Here is a 14299-nt window from a genome sequence, read left to right as displayed (position 1 = left end):
CCCGGTGAATCGTGGGATGAGTCTTGCAAGACCGGAGCCAAGTCGCAACAAACAAGTCACGGCGGGAGGGCGTTCGGGCACTTGGCCGCATTGGGTGTCCGTCGCGCGAATGTGAGGAGAAGCGGGATCATGAGCGACGCAAATCCGGTCTGGATCAAGGATCCGCTCGCCATTCTCGGAGACGGTGCCGAGCGCGGTGTCGTGGTGAGGGATGGCCGGATCGCCGAGCTTGTGCCGACCGGCGGCGTGCCTGCGACGGCGGATGTCGCGGTGTTCGATGCGGGCGAGCATGTCGTGCTGCCGGGCCTGATCAACACCCATCACCACTTCTACCAGACCCTGACCCGCGCGCTGCCGGCAGCAATGGACCGCGAGCTGTTCCCCTGGCTGCAGGCGCTCTATCCGGTGTGGGCGAAGCTGACGTCGGAAGCGCTGGAGCTCGGCGTCACCGCGGCGATGTCCGAATTGCTGCTGTCGGGCTGCACGACCACCACGGATCATCATTACGTGTTCCCGGCAGGACTCGAAGACGCCATCGATATCGAGGTGGCCGTCGCAAAGCGGCTCGGTATGCGCGTGCTGCTGACGCGCGGCTCGATGAACCTGTCACAACGCGACGGCGGCCTGCCGCCTGACAGCGTCGTGCAGGATGAGGACACCATACTTGCCGACAGCGCCCGCGTGGTCGCAAAACATCACCAGCGCGGCGCCGATGCGATGGTGCAGATCGCGCTGGCGCCATGCTCGCCGTTCTCGGTGACGACGTCGCTGATGCGCGCGACCGCCGATCTCGCGGGCAAGCTCGATGTGCGCCTGCACACCCATCTCGCCGAGACCGAGGACGAGAACAAGTTCTGCCAGGAGATGTATGGCTGCCGCCCGCTCGACTATCTCGAGCAATGCGGCTGGCTCGATGCGCGCACCTGGCTTGCCCATGGAATCTTTTTCGATGCCGCGGAGATGAAGCGGCTCGGCAAGGCGAAGACCACCATCAGTCACTGCGCGTGCAGCAACCAGCTTCTCGCCTCTGGCTGTTGTCCGGTCTGCGAGATGGAGGAGGCCGGTGTCCAGATCGGACTCGGCGTCGACGGCTCCGCCTCGAACGACGGATCGAACCTGATGCAGGAGGTGCGCGCGGCGTTCCTGCTGCAGCGCGCCCGCTATGGCGTGAGCAAGGTCAGCCACAAGGATGCGCTGCGCTGGGCCACGAAGGGTTCGGCAGCCTGTGTCGGCCGGCCGGAACTCGGCGAGATTGCCATCGGCAAGGCCGCGGATCTCGCGTTGTTCAAGCTCGACGAGCTGCGCTTCTCCGGCCACGGCGATCCATTGGCCGCGCTGGTGCTGTGCGGAGCGCATCGCGCCGACCGGGTGATGGTGGCGGGGAAATGGGCGGTGGTCGACGGGGCGATCCCGGGCCTTGATGTTGCCGATCTCATCCGCCGTCACAGCGCGGCGGCGCGGGCCATGCAGGCGGGATGATCGAGGCCGAACAAACGGAGGGGGCGACCACAAGTGCCGGGTGCTTCTGGCCACCCCCTTCCGAACCTCCTCCGGGAGGAGCAGGTGATTTGGTCAATGCAAGAAGCGTGCTACTTGCCCGGCAGCTTGTCGTCGATGCCCTTGACGTAGAAATTCATGCCGAGGATCTGGCCGTCGTCGAGATGATCGCCGCCTTTGCACTCGATCGGCTTGCCGTCCTGCCCAACGACCGGGCACTTGAAGGGATGCAACTTGCCCGCGGTGATCGCGGCCTGGGCATCCTCGGCCATTTTTTTCACGTCGTCAGGCATGTTGGTGTAGGGCGCCATCGCGAACATGTGGCTGTCGAGGCCGCCCCAGGTGTCCTCGGATTTCCAGGTGCCGGCGAGCTCGGCCTTGACGCGCTCGATGTAGTAGGGACCCCAGGTATCGAGGATCGAGGTCAGCTGGGTCTTGGGACCGAACTTGATCATCTCGGAATCCTGGCCGAAGGCGAGCTTGCCGCGTTCGCTGGCGACCTGCATCGGGGCCGGCGAGTCCGTGTGCTGCATGATCACGTCAGCGCCCTGGTCCAGCAGCGCCTTGGCCGCGTCGGCCTCCTTGCCCGGGTCGAACCAGGAGTTCACCCAGATGATCTTGACCTTGATATTCGGATTGATGCTCTGTGCGCCAATCATCGTCGAGTTGATGCCCGAGACGACCTCCGGGATCGGGAACGAGCCGATATAGCCGAGCACGCCCGTCTTCGACATTTTGGCCGCGACCTGGCCCTGGATGTAGCGGCCCTGGTACCAGCGCGCCGAATAGGTCGACATGTTCTTGTCGCGCTTGTAGCCCGAGCAGTGCTCGAAATGCACGTTCGGATATTTCTTGGCGACCTTCAGCGTCGGGTCCATGTAGCCGAACGAGGTCGTGAAGATCAGCTTGTTGCCGGCGCGGACGAGCTGCTCGATGGCGCGCTCGGCGTCGGGACCTTCTGGGACATTTTCGAGATAAGTGGTCTCGATCTTGTCGCCGAGCTCCTTCACCAGCGCCTGGCGCGCCAGATCGTGCTGGTAGGTCCACCCCAAGTCACCGATTGGACCCAGATAGATGAAGCCAACTTTCAGCTTGTCGGCGGCGGAGGCGGCGCTGACGCTTCCGGCGAGCAACAGCCCGGCAGCCAGCGCAAGAAGTGATTTCCTCATCATCAATCTCCAAACATCAGGGGAAAGCCACGATCCGCAACATGCGCGCCCCATCGCGCATCTCGCGGAAAAACATCAGCGGTCAGGCACGAACACGGTGCCGAGCGCAGCCGGCGCGGTCGAGCCGCCGGTGCGCGCGCGGGACAGAAGAACCAGGACGACGACGGTCGCAAGGTAAGGCAGCGCCGACATGAACTGCGAGGGAATGCCGACGCCCCAGCCTTGCGCGTGCAGTTGCAGGATCGTCACCGCGCCGAACAGATAAGCGCCGACGACGAGCTGGCCCGGCCGCCACGACGAGAACACGACCAGCGCCAGCGCGATCCAGCCGCGGCCCGCGCTCATGCCGGGAATGAAGAACGGGGTGTAGGCGAGCGGCAGATAGGCGCCGGCAAGACCCGCGCAGGCGCCGCCGAACATCACGGCGAGGGTGCGGATCCGCAGCACGGGATAGCCGAGCGCATGCGCGGAGACATGGTTGTCGCCACACGCCCGCAGGATCAATCCCGTCCGCGTGCGGTACAGGAACCACCAGACGCCGACGATGAGCGCGAGGGAGAAATAGACGAAGGCGTCCTCGCCGAACAGTACGCGGCCGATCAGCGGAATGTCGGTGAGACCGGGAATAGCGAGGTGCGCCGCCGGCGTGATGCGCTCGCCGACGAAGCCGGCGCCGATGAGGCCGGAGAGGCCGATGCCGAGGATGGTCAACGCCAACCCCGTCGCCACCTGGTTGACTGCGAGCCCGAGCGCCATCAGCGCGAAGATCAGCGACATCAGCGTTCCCGCAATGATGCCGAACAGCGCGCCGACCAGAATCGACCCGGTCAACCACGCGCCGGCAAAGCCGCAGGCGGCGCCGACGATCATCATGCCCTCGACGCCGAGATTGAGCACGCCGGAGCGCTCGGTCACGAGCTCGCCGGCCGCCGCGATCAGGAGCGGTGTCGAGGCGGCGAGCACCGAGAGGATGATGGCTTCAACCAGCTCCACGGGCCACCTGTCGGTTCGGGAAGACCAGCTTGAAGCGGTAGAGGATCAGGGAATCGCAGGCGAGCACGTAGAACAGCAAAATACCCTGGAAAACCTTGGTGACATCCAACGGGATCTTCATCGCGATCTGTGCCTGCTCGCCGCCGATAAAAGTCAGCGCGAGGAAAAGACCTGCAATTAATATTCCAAGCGGGTTCAGCCGGCCGAGGAAGGCGACGATGATCGCGGTAAAGCCGTAGCCGGGCGAGATGCCCGGCTGGAGATGGCCGACCGGCCCCGCAACCTCGATGATGCCGGCAAGACCTGCCAGTGCGCCCGAGACCGCGAAGGTCAGGATGACGAGCTGGTTGGCATTGAAGCCACCGAACCGTGCAGCGCGGGGCGCCGCGCCGACCACGCGGATCTCGAAGCCCTTGATGGTGCGACCCAGCAGCACCGCCGCCGCGGCGACGACGAGCAGGGCGATGATCGAGCCGAGATGCAGGCGGCCGCCTTCGATCAGCAGCGGGACGGTTGCTACGGGATCGAACTCCGCCGTGGTCGGGAAATTGAAACCGTGCGGATCGCGCCAGGGGCCGCGCACGAGATAATCGAGGAAGAGGTCCGCGACATAGACCAGCATCAGGCTGGTCAGGATCTCGCTGGCGCCGAACTTCACCTTGCAGATCGCCGGGATGAGCGCGTACAGCGCGCCCGCGGCGGTCGCGAGCACCAGCATCGCCGGCAAAACCCAGGCGCCGGCGTCGGTGCCTTGCGTCTTCACGGCGATCCAGCTTCCCGCGACCGCGCCGATCAGGAATTGACCCTCGGCGCCGATATTCCAGGCATTGGCGAGATAGCAGAGCGACAGCCCGATCGCGATCATCACCAGCGGCGTCGCCTTCACCGCGATCTCCTGCAGCGAATAGCCGTCGGTGAGCGGCGCGATGAAATAGGCATGCAGGGCGAGCAGCGGATTCTTGCCGAGGATCGCGAACAGGATGACCATGGTGGCGATGGTCAGCCCGATCGCGATCAGCGGCGACACCAGCGCGATCGTGTTCGAACGTTCGGCGCGCTTCTCAAGCACCAACTGCATGCGCGGCCTCCTTCGGGTCGAGGCTGCTGCCGCCCATGAGAAGGCCGAGCTTCTCGCGGCTCGCCTCGCTTGTCGCGAGCGGCGCGGAAAGCCGGCCGTGGAACATCACGGCGATGCGGTCGGCGATCTCCGCGAGCTCGTCGAGGTCCTGGCTGGTCACGAGCACGGCGGCGCCCGCTGTTGCGAGATCGAGCAGCGCCTGGCGGATCACGGCGGCGGCGCCGGCGTCGACACCCCAGGTCGGCTGACTCACCACCAGCACCGCCGGGTTACGCAGAATCTCGCGTCCGACGATGAACTTTTGCAGGTTACCACCGGACAGGGAAGCGGCCTCGGGATCGCGCTTGGCTTTGCGGACGTCAAACGTCTCGGTTGCGCGGTCGACGGTGTTCAGCGTGGCAGCGGTGTCGATGAAGCCGTGATGGACCATGCCGCTGGCGGCGTGCCCGGTGAGGAGCGCGTTCTCCGACAGCTTCATGCGAGGCGCGGTGCCATGGCCGAGCCGCTCTTCGGGCACGAAGGCGGCGCCGAGCTTGCGGCGCTGGGTAATCGAGAGGTGACCAGCGGCGATGCCCTCGATCACGACCGTGCCGGGGTCCTTCGACAGGCGCTCGCCGGAGAGCGCAGCGAACAGCTCATCCTGGCCGTTGCCGGCGACGCCGGCGATGCCGAGGATCTCACCGCCCTTCAGCTCGAACGAGATGTGTTCGAGCCGCACGCCGTGCGCTTCGCCCGGCGCAAGCGAGAGATCGTTGACGACGAGCCGCGGCACGGTGGTCTTCCGGCCCGGGGGCGCTTTCACTTGCTTGATCTCGCCGCCGACCATCATGCGCGCCAGCGAGGCGGCGGTCTCGAGTTGGGGATTGCAGGTCTCGACCTTCCTGCCGCCGCGCAGGATCGTCGCGGTATCGCAGAGCCGCTTCACCTCCTCGAGCTTGTGGCTGATGTAGAGGATGGCGCGGCCTTCGGCCTTGAGCCGCTCAAGCACGATAAAGAGCTGATCGGCCTCCTGGGGCGTCAGCACTGCGGTGGGCTCGTCCAGGATCAGGAATTTCGGATCCTGCATCAGCGCGCGGACGATCTCGATGCGCTGGCGTTCGCCGACGGAGAGTTGCCAGACCTCGCGTTTGGGATCGAGTGGAAGCCCATAGGTCTTCGACACCTGCTCCAGCCGCGCCGACATGTCCTTGAAGGATTCCTTGCCGTCGAGGCCGAGCGCGACGTTCTCGGCGACCGTGAGGTTCTCGAACAGCGAGAAGTGCTGGAACACCATGCCGATGCCGCGGCTGCGGGCTTCCGAGGGTCCCGACAGCACGAGTCTTTCGCCCTGCCAGCGAATTTCGCCGGCGCTGGGCTGGATCAGCCCGTAGATCGCCTTGACCAGCGTCGACTTGCCGGCGCCGTTCTCGCCGAGCAGGGCGTGGATTTCCTTGGGCCAGATGTCGATGTCGATGGAATCGTTGGCGAGGAAATCGCCATAGCGCTTGGTGAGCCCGATCGTCTGGAGCAGCGGGGTCTCGCTGGAATGCAGGTTAGTGGGTGTCGGATCCAACATTCGCTGATGCGCTTGCATGGGTGAGTGCCTCAATTGTGGGCTAGTTTGCGCTGCTGCGTAAGATGCGAAAAAGCGTCATCCCTTGCTCAACGCTTCGGCAGGCGGTTTGGTCTCGCGAGTCGCCCGCCTCGCGGGGGCCTCGATCACCTTCGATCGGCTTCCTGACCGCGCCCGCAGGCAGCCTGTTGCAAATTTGTGACGGTCTACGCCAAATCGGAACCCGCTGTGCAGGGGTGATGTGAAGATGCGCAAATTCGCGCCAGCACGCGTATGCAATGCCCGCCCGGCTCGGCAGCCGTCGCGGCCAAGCGTATTCCAATTTTCAGAAATTCGCCAATGCCTAACAATATCAGGCAGGAATGTGTGCCGCGACCTGGACGGTGCGTAGCTGCCCGCAATCAGCGGCGAAGCACGACAAGCGCCGAAGCCCGCAGAGAATTGCTGTCCGCTGCCGAAACAAGCGGCATGCGCTGGAGAAAGTTGAGGCTTCTCACATCGGGAGATCGGCGCAAGTGTCGCACCCGAGGGACGTTCATTTTTACGTGTCCAAACTTGGGGGTATTCAGGATGTCGTTTCGTTCTAGGGCAGTTGCAGCAACGGTGCTGTCACTTGCTACGCTCGCCACCGGTGGCTGGGCTCAGGCTGCGGACCTGCCGGTCAAGGCCGCCAAGAAGGCGCCGGACCTTCCGTTCTTCCTGGTGATCGACGACCGCGTCACCTTCTCCTACATCTTCAATGCCTCGCAGCCTGGCGCGTTCACCAACACCAACGGTGTGATCAACGCCAAGACCACCAAGCAGGTCTACTCCTTCACCCACTTCGACCTCTGGGCCTACGGCACCAACTTCTTCACCATCTCGATGTTCAAGTCGGACCACAACGATCCGGCCGGTCCCTGCACGCAAACCGGCGGCATCGTTTCGCCGGCGGCGGGCTTCGCATTCACACCGGCGAGCTGCGCCGGCGCGACCGAGATCTACGGCCTGTTCCGTTCCACCTTCGGCTGGAACGAGCTCTTCAACACCAAGGCCTTCACGCAAGGTCCGCTGCACAACATCTCGTTCGAGGTTGGCATGGATGCCAACACCGAGAACCGGTATTTCGGCGCCGCCAAGCGGGACGTCGTCGCCGGTCTGCAGTTCGCCTTCGACCTTCCCTACAAGGGCTACTTCAACGTGGCGCCTCTGGTGTATTGGGAGTTCGCCAACCACAACTCCTTCTCGCAGTGCGGCGCGGGCTGGATGGCCCCGTGTCTCACCGACGGCAACACCTCGTTCAAGCCGACCTGGGCGGTCGAGACCAATTACTACATGGACCTCGGCTTCCTGCCACCGAACATGCAGTACTTCTCGATCAGCGGCCGCGCCGGCTGGTATGGCAAGAAGGGAACGGACACCGAGCCGCTTCCGGCCAGCGTTGCCAACGGCGTCTATCCCACCAAAATCGAGTTCAACTCGGAGCCGATCCGCCTGACCATGGATGCCTCGAAGGCGATCTGGGGTGAGAAGTACTCGCACTTCGTCGACGTCTGGGTCGCCTATCGCTACTGGCAGAACAAGTTCGGCCTCGACCACAACAACGCGGTTGCCTGTACCACCCTGGTTGGTGGCGCGCGGGTGAGCACCGGCTCGTGCACCGAGTCCTCGCTCTACTCCGGCATTACCGTGAAGTTCTGATCGATCAAGGGATTTCGAGATCGAATGGCGCCGTGCAGCGATGCGCGCCGCCATTCGCGTTGCGAAAAGAACCGCTGCTGTAGAGTGGTCAAAGCGAAGCGTGCCCACCACTTCTGCTTCCATGCATGCTCATGGCGCGCACCGGCGCGAGCGCGCCTTTGCCCACGTTACAGGTTGCTGGAATAGCTACTTCGTCCAGACGCCGTCGTGCAGCGCTTCGGCCTCGTCTTCCAGCAGCGGTCCCACGACCTCCGTCGCCCGCTGGCCTCTGGCAAAGACCTCGCGGCAGGGCAAATCGAGCGTCGGGTTCTCCGGATGGTTGCCGGTGACGCCGCGCAGACGGTGCTCGCTGAGGCCGTAGACAACGCGGCCGATGCCGGCCCAGTAGATCGCGCCCGCGCACATCGCGCAGGGCTCAGCAGAGGAATAGAGTGTAGCCCTGGCCAGCACCTCGCGGCTGACCGTGCGGCAGGCCTGCGTCGCCGCGAGGCGCTCGGCATGTGCGGTGCCGTCGTGATCCGGCATGTATCCGTTTTCGGTCTCGATCAGCACCGTGCCGTCGGCATCGACGACGATGCAGCCGAACGGATGATTGCCGTGGGTGAGGGACCGGCGGGCGACCGCGAAGGACAGGCGTAAAAACTGTTCGTCGCGTTCGGCTGCGCCGCTCATGCTGTCAGTGTCCCGCCATGTGTCGACCGACCACCGTGAGATCCGCCTCGCTGGTCCGCGCTTCATACACGAATTCGCCGTGGAACATCACCACCAGCCGATCGGAAAGTTCGAGCAGTTCGTCGAGATCCTCGCTGACCAGCAGCACCGCCGCACCGCGGTTGCGCGCGGCCATGATCTCGGCGTGGATTTGCGCCACCGCCGCGAAATCGAGGCCGAAGCAGGGATTGGCCGCAATCAGCACCTCGACGTCGCCCGCAAGCTCGCGCGCGAGCACAGCGCGTTGGACGTTGCCGCCCGACAGCGCCGAGATCGGCGTTTCCGGCGTGCGGGTCTTGATCTTGTACTGCCCGATCTTCTTCTTCGCGTCGTCCCGGAAGGCGCCGCGGTTGAGCCACCAGCCGCCGCTGGCGAAGGGCGCGCGGTCGAACTCGCGGAAGGCGATATTGTCGGCAACGCTCATGCCGCCGACGCAGGCATTCTTCAGCGGCTCCTCGGGCAGGAGCGACATCTTGTGGCGCCGCATCTCCTCGCGGCTGGCGTGGTAGGCATCGCCGGCGATGCGGACCACGCCGCTCTCGGCTTCGCGCTGTCCCGCTAGCACCTCGACAAGCTGGCGCTGGCCGTTGCCGGAGACCCCGGCGATGCCAACGATCTCACCGGCGCGGATGGTGAGCGAGACGTCATGTACCGCGACGGCGCCGGCATCATCGAGCGCGCGCAGCTTGTCCAGCTCCAGCCGTGCCTTGCCGGCTTTGCCGGTCCGCGGCGGCTGCACGGTCAGCTCCTCGGCGCCAATCATCGTGCGCGCCATTGCGTCGGGCGTCAGCTCCGAGACCCTGCCGGCGCCGGCGAGCTTGCCGCGGCGGAGAATGGTGACGTCGTCGGCGAAGGCCATGACCTCGCGGAACTTGTGCGTGATCATCAAAATGGTCAGCTCGCCCTTGACCACCATGTCGCGGAGCATGCCGAGCACCTCATCGGCCTCGCCCGGCGTCAGTACCGAGGTCGGCTCGTCCAGGATCAGGAAGCGGCGTTTCAGATAAAGCTGTTTGAGGATCTCGCATTTCTGGCGCTCGCCGGCCGAGATGTCGGAGACCTTTGCTGAGAGCGGCACTTTGAAGGGCATGCGGGCGAGAAACGTCTCGAGCTCTTTCATCTCCTTAGGCCAGTTCACCACGGCCGGCACATCGTCGCGCGCCAGCACGAGGTTTTCGGCGACCGTCATCGCCGGCACCAGCGTAAAGTGCTGGTAGACCATGCCAAGGCCGAGCGCATGGGCATCCTTCGGATTGGCGATCGCCGGCTCGCGGCCGCCGACGAGGATGTCGCCCTCGGTCGCGTGGTAATAGCCCATGATGCATTTGACGAGCGTGGACTTGCCGGCGCCGTTCTCGCCGAGCAAGGCGTGGAACGAACCGGGCCGCACCTTCAATTCGACATTGTCCAGCGCCAGGAAGTCGCCGAAGCGCATGGTCATGGCGATGGCGTCGACGCCGAAGGCGCCCGCCGGAGACGGTGTTTCGCCGATGATCACGAAATCGCTCCGATGAAGGCGTCGGAGGTCGAGACCGCGCCGAACACGCCGCCCTGCATCTTGATCATCTTCAGGGCGTGGTCGTGATTGCTCTTGTCGGTCGCGCCGCAGCAATCGTGCAGCAGCACGCATTCGAAGCCGCGGTCATTGGCCTCGCGCATGGTGGTGTGAACGCAGACGTCGGTGGTGATGCCTGTGAGCACGATGTTCTCGATGCCGCGGACGCGCAGGATCAATTCGAGATCGGTGGCGCAGAACGAGCCCTTGCCTGGCTTGTCGATGATGGGCTCGCCCGGCAGCGGGCTGAGCTCCTCGATGATGTCCCAGCCGGGCTCGCCGCGCACCAGGATCCGGCCGCAGGGGCCGGGATCGCCGATGCCGGCGCCGATCTGGCGCGAGCGCCAGCGCTTGTTGGCGGGAAGGTCGGAGAGATCGGGTCGATGACCTTCGCGGGTATGGATGATGTGAAAGGCCTGCTTGCGCATGACGCTGAGCAGCTTCTTGATGGGCTCGATCGGCGCCCGCGTCAGCGATAGGTCGTAGCCCATCTTGTCGACATAGCCGCCGACGCCGCAGAAATCGGTCTGCATGTCGATGATGATGAGCGCGGTGTTTTGGGGGCGGAGATCGCCGTTGTAGGGCCACGCATAGGGCTCGGACTTGATGTAGCGCTCGGGCATGATTTCGCTTCCTAGCGAGTGATCGACAATTCGGCCGGGGCTCCGGTCAGCGTGCGTTTCGGCGAGCAGGTGATGATCATGATCGCCAGCGTCAGGATGTAGGGCGCGGCGTTGAAGAGGTGATAGCCGGAGGTGACGCCGACCGATTGCAGCGCCGGTCCCAGCGCCGCGGCGCCGCCGAAGGCGAGCGAAGCCCACAGGCAGAGCAGGGGGTCCCAGCGCGCAAAGATCACGAGCGCCACCGCGGTGATGCCCTGGCCGGAGGACAGGCCCTCGTTCCAGCTGCCGGGATAGAACAGCGACAGGAAGGAGCCGCCGATGCCAGCGAGGAAGCCGCCGACCATGGTGGCGCGCAGGCGGATCAAGAGCACGGAATGACCCATGGCGCGTGCGGCATCCGAGCTTTCGCCGGCGGTGCGGATGAGCAGACCCCAGCGCGTGGTGCGGAAGGCCGAGTACAGGATTGATGCGAGCGCGACGCCGACCAGGAACAGCACGTTGACGCGCAGCGCGGCGCGGACCTGCGGGATGTCGCTCCACCAGCCGAAATCGATCGCGGGCAGACGTGGCGCGGTCGGCTCGATCAGCGGCTTACCGAGGTAGAAGGCAAGGCCGGTGCCGAACAGCATCAAGGCGATGCCGACAGCAACGTCGTTGACGCGCGGCAACGAGCAGATGCCGGCGTGGAGCGCGCCGAGGAGTGCGCCGCTGATGCCGGCGGCAAGCACACCGAGCCACGGCGATCCCGTGAGATAGGAGATGCCGTAGGCGCTCATTGCGCCCATTACCAGCGTCCCCTCCAGGCCGAGATTGATGCGGCCGGAGCGCTCGGTGATGCATTCCCCCAGGCTCACGAACAGGAAGGGCGTCGAGACGCGAATGGCGCCGCCGAGCACGGCGAGCGGAACGGTCCAGAGTCCGATCGAGCCGTCTGCCATCAGGACTTGCCTTTCAGGAATCCGATGCGGCCGTAGAGCGCATCACTGGCCAGGACGAAGACAAAGATGATGCCCTGGAGCACCAGAACGGACGCGTCGGGCAGTCCAAGGCGGCGCTGCAGCAGGCCGCCGCTGGCGCTGATGCCGCCGAGCAGGATCGCTACGGGAACGATCGCGAGCGGATTCTGGCGCGCCAGAAAGGCGACGAGAATACCGGTGAAGCCGTAGCCGGCCGCGAGGTTGGCGTTGGTGCGGCCCTGCACGGCGGCGACCTCGACCATGCCGGCCAGGCCAGCCGCGCCGCCAGCGAGGAAGCAGATGGTCAGGATCAGCTTGCTGACGCCGAGGCCGACAATCTTCGCGGCGCGGATGTTGCCGCCTGCAACGCGCGCGGCGAAGCCGAACACGGTGTGATAGATCAGGACATAGGCGGCGATCGCGGCGATCAGGCCGAAGACCAGGCCCCAATGCACGTCGGTGCCGGGAATTGTGCCGATCATGTTGACGGCGCCGATCTCGCGGGTCGACGGCTTGTTGAGGCTGGCGGGATCGCGCATCGCGCCTTCAACGAGATGATTGAGGATCGCGAGCGCGATGTAGACCAGCAACAGGCTCGAGATGGTTTCGTTGACGCCGCGATACTGGCGCAGTGCGCCTGACAGCGTGATCCACAGACCACCGCCAATCACACCGGCGAGGACCATGGCGATCTGCACGACGAGCGGCGGCATGCCCTGAAGCGCGAGCGCGGCGCTCGTCGCCGACAGTGCGCCGATCAGAAGCGCGCCTTCACCGCCGATGATGACCATGCCGAGCTGCGCCGGCAGTGCGGTGCAGAGCGCGGTGAGGATCAGGGGCGCCGCGCGCGTCAGCGTGTTTTGCCAGGAGAACCAGGTGCCGAACGCGCCGTAATACATGTAGAAATAAAGATCGAGCGGGTTCTTGCCGAACATCGCCACAAAGATGCCGAACACCACGAGCGCGCCGGCCAGCGCCGCTGCCGGGATCAGCACGTATTCGATGCTGGCGCCGTAGCGCTGGAGAAAGCCCGGATCGGCGGCCGGGGCGATTGCCCCGACCGCTTCAGCGGAATCCGCGGCTTCGGTGGTCACGAAGTCGCTCCGATCACGCCCTCGATCAGATAGTCCATCTTCTCGAGTTCAGGATCCTTCTGGCCACGATCGGTGCCTGCCGGGATGACCGTCTTGCCCTTATTGTCGACGAGGCCGCCCTTGAAGATGGCAAAGCCGTCCGCAGACAGGAATTTTGCCTTGGCCTCGTCGGCCGCCTTGCGCGCCTCGGCCGACACCGCTTCGCCATAGGGCGAGACCTTCACGATCTCTTCCTTCAGGCCCCCGCGGTAGAAGTTCGGAATGCCTTCGCCGGAGGCGATCATCTGGACGAACTTCGGATAGAGCGCCTCCCAATTCCACTCGGCGCCGGTGAGATAGGCCTTGGGTGCCAGCGCCGACTGGTTGGTATGATAACCGCAGACGAAGGCGCCGCGGCGTGCGGCGTTCTCGACCATGGTCTTGGGCCCATCGACGTGACAGGTGAGCACGTCCACGCCCTGGTCGATCAGACTGTTGGTGGCTTCGGCCTCCTTAACCGGCATCGACCAGTCGCCGGTGAAGATCACCTGCGTTGTCGCCTTCGGATTGACGGACTTGGCGCCGAGCGCGAAGGCATTGATGTTGCGCAGCACTTGCGGGATCGGCTTGGCCGCGACGAAGCCGAGCTTGCCGCTCTTCGACGTCAGGCCGGCGACGATGCCCGAGATGTACTGCGCTTCGTCGATATAGCCGAAATAGCTGCCGGCGTTCTTCGGGTCCTTGTCGCTCCAGAGGCCTCCACAGTGCTCGAAGCGCAGCTTCGGGTACTTGGTGGCCATCTTGATCATGTGGGGATTGTAGTAACCGAACGAGGTCGGAAAGAGCAGGGTGGCGCCGTCGAGATTGATCATGGATTCGATCGTCTTCTCGACCGCATCGGTCTCAGGCACCTTCTCTTCCTCGATGACCTTGAGGCCTGGAATTTTCTTCAGCGCCGCGGCGCCCTGCGCGTGCGCCTGATTGTAGCCGTAGTCGTCGCGCGAGCCGACATAGATGAAGCCGATGGTGGTCTCGGCCGCGAAGGCCGGACGAAGGCCCGCTGCAGCGCCGAGGGTGAGGGCCGCACCGCCCTGCAACACATGACGTCGTGAAATCTTGCCAGAATCCATTGCTCGCTCCCCTTGGCGGCTGCCCCGCCTTCGATCTCGCGGCTGCGCCGGACTGGCGAAGCCCGGGAGAGGGTGTCGCAAGCTTCGTGCCAGAGGTCAGGAAGTGGGCATTTTGTGGTAAGACATTGATAGGTATTAGTTATCCATCCAAGATGAATCCTGGTGAGGAAATCGGCAGATTAATTTGTAGGCAGCATAACGTCATTGTATGCAAGGGAGTTAAGCAGCATTAACCCGCTCACGATGTGCCGATGTGAGCTGGACTGTCTGCCGGTCGGCCGC

Annotated in this window: 12 protein-coding genes; 2 read left to right on the top strand and 10 right to left on the bottom strand. The window is 64.6% G+C overall.

What is annotated here, in order from left to right; translation table 11 throughout:
* Positions 1 to 129: 129 nt before the first annotated feature.
* Complete coding sequence (locus tag AC5V87_RS29255) at positions 130 to 1479, top strand: 8-oxoguanine deaminase (RefSeq protein ID WP_456836956.1); 1350 nt, start codon at positions 130 to 132, stop codon at positions 1477 to 1479.
* Between the two features lie 110 nt (positions 1480 to 1589).
* Here AC5V87_RS29255 and AC5V87_RS29250 read toward each other — a convergent pair whose 3' ends face one another.
* From AC5V87_RS29250 to AC5V87_RS29235, 4 genes are all read right to left on the bottom strand, one after another.
* Entirely contained in the window at positions 1590 to 2666 is a 1077-nt protein-coding gene (locus AC5V87_RS29250) for a BMP family ABC transporter substrate-binding protein (RefSeq protein ID WP_456836957.1), read from the bottom strand.
* A gap of 75 nt (positions 2667 to 2741) precedes the next feature.
* Positions 2742 to 3659: an ABC transporter permease gene (locus AC5V87_RS29245; protein ID WP_456836958.1), complete on the bottom strand. Its 918-nt coding sequence runs from the start codon at positions 3657 to 3659 to the stop codon at positions 2742 to 2744.
* Complete coding sequence (locus AC5V87_RS29240) at positions 3646 to 4737, bottom strand: ABC transporter permease (protein ID WP_456836959.1); 1092 nt, start codon at positions 4735 to 4737, stop codon at positions 3646 to 3648. Before AC5V87_RS29240 ends, AC5V87_RS29245 begins: the two co-directional genes overlap by 14 nt.
* Positions 4721 to 6292, bottom strand: a complete 1572-nt coding sequence (locus AC5V87_RS29235; protein ID WP_495368534.1) for an ABC transporter ATP-binding protein — start codon at positions 6290 to 6292, stop codon at positions 4721 to 4723. Before AC5V87_RS29235 ends, AC5V87_RS29240 begins: the two co-directional genes overlap by 17 nt.
* Before the next feature lie 567 nt (positions 6293 to 6859).
* Here AC5V87_RS29235 and AC5V87_RS29230 point away from each other — a divergent pair.
* The gene (locus AC5V87_RS29230; RefSeq protein ID WP_456836961.1) at positions 6860 to 7969 is read left to right on the top strand and encodes a hypothetical protein; all 1110 of its coding nucleotides are present in this window, start codon (positions 6860 to 6862) and stop codon (positions 7967 to 7969) included.
* Positions 7970 to 8155: 186 nt separating this feature from the next.
* On the opposite strand, the gene AC5V87_RS29225 is transcribed toward AC5V87_RS29230, so the two are convergent.
* The 6 genes from AC5V87_RS29225 to AC5V87_RS29200 are packed head-to-tail and all read right to left on the bottom strand — an operon-like array spanning position 8156 to position 14017.
* Positions 8156 to 8641 carry a nucleoside deaminase gene (locus AC5V87_RS29225; RefSeq protein WP_456836962.1) on the bottom strand — a complete coding sequence of 162 codons (486 nt, stop codon included), beginning with the start codon at positions 8639 to 8641 and terminating at the stop codon, positions 8156 to 8158.
* A 4-nt stretch (positions 8642 to 8645) separates the two neighbouring features.
* Positions 8646 to 10178: an ABC transporter ATP-binding protein gene (locus AC5V87_RS29220; protein WP_495368533.1), complete on the bottom strand. Its 1533-nt coding sequence runs from the start codon at positions 10176 to 10178 to the stop codon at positions 8646 to 8648.
* Positions 10175 to 10858, bottom strand: a complete 684-nt coding sequence (gene biuH, locus AC5V87_RS29215; RefSeq protein WP_456836964.1) for a biuret amidohydrolase — start codon at positions 10856 to 10858, stop codon at positions 10175 to 10177. The genes AC5V87_RS29220 and biuH overlap by 4 nt, the downstream gene beginning before the upstream one ends.
* Before the next feature lie 11 nt (positions 10859 to 10869).
* Entirely contained in the window at positions 10870 to 11796 is a 927-nt protein-coding gene (locus tag AC5V87_RS29210) for an ABC transporter permease (RefSeq protein ID WP_495368532.1), read from the bottom strand.
* Positions 11796 to 12908, bottom strand: coding sequence for an ABC transporter permease (locus AC5V87_RS29205; RefSeq protein WP_495368531.1), 1113 nt, complete (start codon positions 12906 to 12908; stop codon positions 11796 to 11798). The genes AC5V87_RS29210 and AC5V87_RS29205 overlap by 1 nt, the downstream gene beginning before the upstream one ends.
* Entirely contained in the window at positions 12905 to 14017 is a 1113-nt protein-coding gene (locus AC5V87_RS29200) for a BMP family ABC transporter substrate-binding protein (RefSeq protein WP_495368530.1), read from the bottom strand. Before AC5V87_RS29200 ends, AC5V87_RS29205 begins: the two co-directional genes overlap by 4 nt.
* Positions 14018 to 14299 lie beyond the last annotated feature (282 nt).

The organism is Bradyrhizobium sp. SOJA106 (genome assembly GCF_059448745.1).
The sequence above is the reverse complement of the archived record's forward strand: the minus strand, read 5'-3'. Positions and strand labels throughout refer to the sequence as shown.

Bases quoted from the DNA above. Each gene is read 5' to 3' on its own strand.
- AC5V87_RS29255 (WP_456836956.1), top strand. From the start codon at position 130: ATGAGCGACGCAAATCCGGTCTGGATCAAGGATCCGCTCGCCATTCTC.
- AC5V87_RS29250 (WP_456836957.1), bottom strand. From the start codon at position 2,666: ATGAGGAAATCACTTCTTGCGCTGGCTGCCGGGCTGTTGCTCGCCGGA.
- AC5V87_RS29240 (WP_456836959.1), bottom strand. From the start codon at position 4,737: ATGCAGTTGGTGCTTGAGAAGCGCGCCGAACGTTCGAACACGATCGCG.
- AC5V87_RS29235 (WP_495368534.1), bottom strand. From the start codon at position 6,292: ATGTTGGATCCGACACCCACTAACCTGCATTCCAGCGAGACCCCGCTG.
- AC5V87_RS29230 (WP_456836961.1), top strand. From the start codon at position 6,860: ATGTCGTTTCGTTCTAGGGCAGTTGCAGCAACGGTGCTGTCACTTGCT.
- AC5V87_RS29225 (WP_456836962.1), bottom strand. From the start codon at position 8,641: ATGAGCGGCGCAGCCGAACGCGACGAACAGTTTTTACGCCTGTCCTTC.
- biuH (WP_456836964.1), bottom strand. From the start codon at position 10,858: ATGCCCGAGCGCTACATCAAGTCCGAGCCCTATGCGTGGCCCTACAAC.
- AC5V87_RS29210 (WP_495368532.1), bottom strand. From the start codon at position 11,796: ATGGCAGACGGCTCGATCGGACTCTGGACCGTTCCGCTCGCCGTGCTC.
- AC5V87_RS29200 (WP_495368530.1), bottom strand. From the start codon at position 14,017: ATGGATTCTGGCAAGATTTCACGACGTCATGTGTTGCAGGGCGGTGCG.